Annotated in this window: 7 protein-coding genes; all 7 read right to left on the bottom strand. The window is 52.8% G+C overall.

All coding sequences use genetic code 11. From position 1 onward, the window contains the following. Window positions 1–594: 594 nt before the first annotated feature. Entirely contained in the window at window positions 595–891 is a 297-nt protein-coding gene (locus tag ABX962_RS30180) for a hypothetical protein (protein ID WP_372725112.1), read from the bottom strand. Window positions 892–983: 92 nt separating this feature from the next. After that, window positions 984–1,601: a hypothetical protein gene (locus ABX962_RS30175; RefSeq protein WP_372725110.1), complete on the bottom strand. Its 618-nt coding sequence runs from the start codon at window positions 1,599–1,601 to the stop codon at window positions 984–986. Between the two features lie 23 nt (window positions 1,602–1,624). After that, window positions 1,625–2,155 carry a hypothetical protein gene (locus tag ABX962_RS30170; RefSeq protein WP_372725109.1) on the bottom strand — a complete coding sequence of 177 codons (531 nt, stop codon included), beginning with the start codon at window positions 2,153–2,155 and terminating at the stop codon, window positions 1,625–1,627. A gap of 119 nt (window positions 2,156–2,274) precedes the next feature. Then, a complete protein-coding gene (locus ABX962_RS30165) occupies window positions 2,275–2,475 on the bottom strand; it encodes a hypothetical protein (protein ID WP_372725107.1) in 201 nt (66 codons plus the stop codon). Between the two features lie 145 nt (window positions 2,476–2,620). Next, window positions 2,621–3,088: a hypothetical protein gene (locus ABX962_RS30160; protein ID WP_372725105.1), complete on the bottom strand. Its 468-nt coding sequence runs from the start codon at window positions 3,086–3,088 to the stop codon at window positions 2,621–2,623. A gap of 339 nt (window positions 3,089–3,427) precedes the next feature. Beyond that, a complete protein-coding gene (locus tag ABX962_RS30155; RefSeq protein ID WP_372725104.1) occupies window positions 3,428–3,709 on the bottom strand; it encodes a hypothetical protein in 282 nt (93 codons plus the stop codon). A 458-nt stretch (window positions 3,710–4,167) separates the two neighbouring features. Next, on the bottom strand, window positions 4,168–4,908 hold a 741-nt coding region (locus ABX962_RS30150), incomplete at its 5' end, for a DUF1559 domain-containing protein (RefSeq protein ID WP_372725102.1).

Raw genomic sequence — 4,908 nt, 5'->3', positions numbered from 1 at the left:
GACTGAGTGGCACGACGGGACTCGTAGCCTCGTCCACTACAAAGAAAACACTTCACCCGCGTGATTTGTAACAAAACGCGAATGACGAAGTTATTTCCGAACAGCAGCGTAACATGTTGTTCGAACCACGTGGCATGGACAAGTTAGTCGGGTGACGTTTGAAATCATGGGGGACGGGCGAACGACTTGCAATCAAACGAGAAGACGGACCACCTGGACTCCGGTGCATGCGAGAGTGCCCCAATGTCTTGTTCGTGTCGAAGTTGAGATCGTTATGCGAGAATTCATGAACCGCACCCGTGTCCCGAGCAATCACGCGACCACGAAGACTACAGTATGGCACGAATTCCAAGCGAGACAAGTCAGCGAGAAGTTGGTCAATCGCGGGACGACTTGGAACAGTGCCGGAGATAGAGACGAAAACCACCTTCAGATGTTTTGTTTCAATCACGATGTCGGTGTAGTCGGTGTTTGCGGCAATTAGCGTCGTTAACTCGGCGCGGACATTGCGGTCTGTTGCTTGCTTGTCGATGAAGTGCTGAACGTCGGGACTGAAAGTGGCGTATGGAAAATCGGTTAAGCGAGTGGAGTACGTCAGTCTGGCGGCAACGTGGACGCAAATTCGCAGATTTTAGCGAGTGCATTCTCGTCAGTCCCGCATTCCGCAAGTAATTCAGCAGCAACATGGCGGTCGCCAGACGTATTCGCACGTAACCATGCAACGGTTGCGAGCGCAGAGGCATTGTTGCGTGACCCGCCGATCGGCTGCGGTGAGTTAACGTCCATCAACAGCTCGCAGACCTCGGCTACAGTACCGTTTTTCGTATACATCCGCGGGCGAAGGCACATCGCCTGGACCAAATTGATCGTTGTTATGTTGTTGGTTGTCATTGAACTTCGGTGGGCAAACGGTCGCCGTAACTGGGCAGCGACGAAGGAATTTCAATTGCAATTTCTAATTCGCCTGACTTCGATGCCCCGGTTCACGGCCTTGTTTCGGTATCTTGCTTTTCGTTATCGTTTGGAAAGCTCTTCGCGGCCGAAGCGAGCGGCTCCAGTGAGTCCCAGCCGTCGGCGTTGTAGATCACCATCCATTTTCCATCAGTGTTAGAAAGCCAATAGAATAAACGGAAACGACGATCCTCTCGCGCATCCGTGTCGCGGAAGACGAGGACAGTGTTTTTGGCATCCACCCCTTGCGGTAAATAGGGACCGAGTTTTGACTTCGGCTCTACCTTCGATAGCGGCAGCCAAAACCGCCGGCTATCCGGATCAAACTTCACCGGTTTCGCATCTTTCAGCATTTTGCGTAGGGGACGCATGCCCTGGAAGGTTGCATTCTCCGCTACGAACTCTTCCAGAGGGCGGTGGTCTTTGCCTTGAATCGCATTCTCAAGTTGGTCTACGGCACGCGCAATGTCGTGTACTGGCGAATTTGCAGGGTCACCTTCTTCAGCCTTGACTCCACTCGCAGGCGATAATAGGAGCGACGCGATTATAAAATGAGAGTATCTACACATAGTGAAACAACCTTTATTGGCATAACGGTGGCGATGTGCGGGCAGCGCGAGCGACTTAACCACTGTGAAAACGGCGACCACCGCCGATCCGTATCATCGCATCGTTATCCTCCGCGATTGGTCTTTAGTCGGCAACGTCCATCAGTACGTAAGGCCTTGTATTCAGGCCAACCATACCGGCCTTCGTGCTCTTCGACAAAGAAAGCTGCATTCGACGCCAGGAATGGATACTTCAGCGCACCTTGATCTCGCATGTGCAGTATAGCATCTCGGATCGTTTCGCCGAACAATTGGGTCACCGAGTCTTCGTCGAATCCGTTTTTGGGCGGTTTCCATTTTGGATTGTAGTGTGCTACTTCAATGTCGTATTCGCCTTTGAGATCCCAGTGCGGCATGGGAAGGGAGTTGCGAGCGATTAGCGATTGCCATTCGCCATCGCATTGAGCGCGTGGTCGTCGGTCAAGCACCATCGCGAACCAACCGTTTTGCTCGAATGAGAACCCGGTCGAGATGAGTGAGACCTTTCGGTCCACGTCGCCAAGCGCCCACTCCCATTCCGGCTCGTAGTTATCCAGACGGTCCCAAACGTACTGCTGAATTTGACATTGATCACGGAGCAAATCGAGTTTGTGCATTGCATGAACTGCAAGAGTGAAGGGACTTCAGTCGGGTAACGTTGGAATTCACGGGGTGGCGGGAGTTGATCATCGACTTCGAAAGGCACGGCCACCGCCACTCCCATGCAATCCTCTGGTTATCCATCTCCTTGGGAACCCAAGACATCGGGGTTTGTATCCCGGTCGGCCGATGCGGTGACAGCAGTGTAGCAGATCACGCCGTACACAGTAGCAAACGCGATCCCCCAGCCAAGCATTGCGACAGTGTCATTCCATGCGTTGGAGTAGATTTTAATCGTGGAGGCAAGATCGTGGTTCAGTCGGGGAACATTACGCATCGGCGGGGACGGGCGAAAGATTTTCAAGCAGACGAAACAACTAACCACCCGTCCTCGAGTGTATGCGAGGGTTATTCGCTTGCACTGTACAGTCACTGCACTGTCACGACGATTCATGAATCGGACGGGACTCCGGCGTGTCGATTCATTTCTTTGGTCGAGTCCAAACTTCGGTGAATGGATTGCCGTCGCCTTCCTGCGTGTATTTGCCGTCTGCGACCTTGATCTTGAATTTGAAGACCAAGCCAATCATGTGTTTTGTAGATTCATTTGCAAACGTCAATTTTTCCGTGTAGCTGTCTCCATCAAGTTCATAAGTTCCGCCGTGGTGAAAAGTCACTACGCCAGTCGACGGATCGTGTTCGGTGATGATCCAGTGGCTATGACCAAAGAATTTCATCCTAGCGCCGGGTTTAGGTTCAATCTCAGCACCGGGCTCACCTGAAAGCACCCATTCACCCAGCATCTTCTGGTGCAAAGTCGAAGAGGCATCCGCTACAAGTCCCTTGCTTTTCGCTGCGGGTTGCTGTTGATCCTGCGCGACTGCAGAGGCCATGAACGCTGTCAGTATCACAAAAGCCGTAGCAGCACGAAGTTTCATTGGGTTGATCATGTTGGTTCCTAAGAGTAATAGAGAGGAGTGAGTGCTAGTCGAACGGCGGCGATCACCCGGTACGAACGGACGAGTGGGCACATAGTGAACGGGCTTTTGAGTGCTCGGCGTGCATCGCAGTGTTCGGCAAAAGTGCATCAGCATGATGTTCATTTCCAACGCAGTTTAGCAAATTCCGCTTACAGATGGGAGCGGAAAACAATTCTGTCGAACGCAAGTCCCGTTATTGCGCCGATCGTCGCGACGGCTCCGTCGCCCATATTCGGATGTTCGCCGCTAATTGCAAAAGACAACATCACAGCGTTTGCGGTAAACGTAGCAACCCTGTTGATCCGACAGTCATCGAACGAGGTAGCCGTCTAATGCTTTCAGCACTGATCGGGCTACGTCGAGAAAATCACCGTTGGCTGATCGTAGGTGTTTGTGCAGTTCGGCGTTGCGAATGAAGTCAATGAATTCGTCCGGGAGTTTAATCCCGTATTGATTCGCCGATGCGGTGACAGCGGCAGGTTGTGGGGGTAATTCGTCGGCGTTCTCGTCACCGATTGGCCACTCGTCGTGCGTCGGAGTTTCAGCCAACCAACCGGATGATCCATCAGGATTGTACGGCGTCTCCTTCATGGGGAACAATTTCGTGAACGGTGAGTCGTCGAGTTGCATTTCTTCAGTCGGGGAACGGCGGACATCACAGGTCCGGCGGTGATGACTTTCCATTTGAAACCGGCCCGGCCGCCAGCGCGAGTGCATGCGATTGTATGCAAGCCTTTTGCCACTGTTGATTGATGTTGGATCGAGCCCAATGGACTCTTTTGTCGTGATCAACAAGCAACGCTTCGCCCAATTCGAACACGAAGATTTTATCACGTGATTGGCCGAAACAGGCAATCTCACTGAGCCGCTGACGTACAGAAACCACTTAGAGGCCGGTAGCTCCAGGCGAGTGTCCATGTGAACACGAAGCCAAACAGGAAGACGGAGTGCAGGTAGATGTGGCACTTGGGCGGGGACCGGCATGCTAGGTATTGTGGGAGGGGGCCGCAGCAATGCGGCCACTATCCCGATACCATGGTTCGTGGTTTTCAGTTTCCCTTAGCAATGTCGCCGTGGGCACGCGTAATTAGAGCATTGATGACAGCTGTATCTGAACTCTCGGCTAGAAACCGAACGCTTCCATCAGCGAAGCAAGCATAAGCACCCCCAGAATGAAAACCGTAGATTCCTTTGTCGTTTGAGGCGTTCACAACAGTTTCCTCGTGCGATGGAATCAGCCATGGGTAGCTGGCACTAACTCCCCAAGCAGCTTGGAAGTGGTCCATTCCGTTGGGATGTGGTTTAACAGCAGCTTCGCGTTGGTACAGATCCGGGCGTCCCGCCCGTTCAGCAACAAGAATCGTATTGCTTTGACCGTCAGTTATGTCTCTCAGCCTCGCCTCTCGAACGGTTTGAACGTCAAAGGTCACTATGTCGTATTTGGGCTCGCCCCAGGGCCCGTACGCCACGTCAAGGACGATGCTAGCTGAATCAGGACCATCGCCATAGTTGACGCCACCGATTATTTCGTAGTCGCTGCGAGTTGCGGTACCGACGTTTTGTGTCGGTGGCTTGCCATCGTTGAAGGCATAGATATCTGGCACCAAGGCGTTGGCATTGGGCGTAGACGGGCAGAGAAAAACTGGGACGGATGTGTTCAAAACGTCTTGGTTTGCAGCGACCGTGGCCGGACCTGAGAAGTCGACATTCCCAAACAAAGAGGTCTGGTCCAGCTCCGGCAGTAGCGCGACCCGCCACGAATGAAAATGAAACTCATCCATGGTTGTTCG

Origin of the sequence: Novipirellula sp. (genome assembly GCF_041583735.1) — a bacterium.
Classification (GTDB): Bacteria; Planctomycetota; Planctomycetia; order Pirellulales; family Pirellulaceae; genus Novipirellula.
This window is presented reverse-complemented; position numbering and strand designations above follow the sequence as displayed.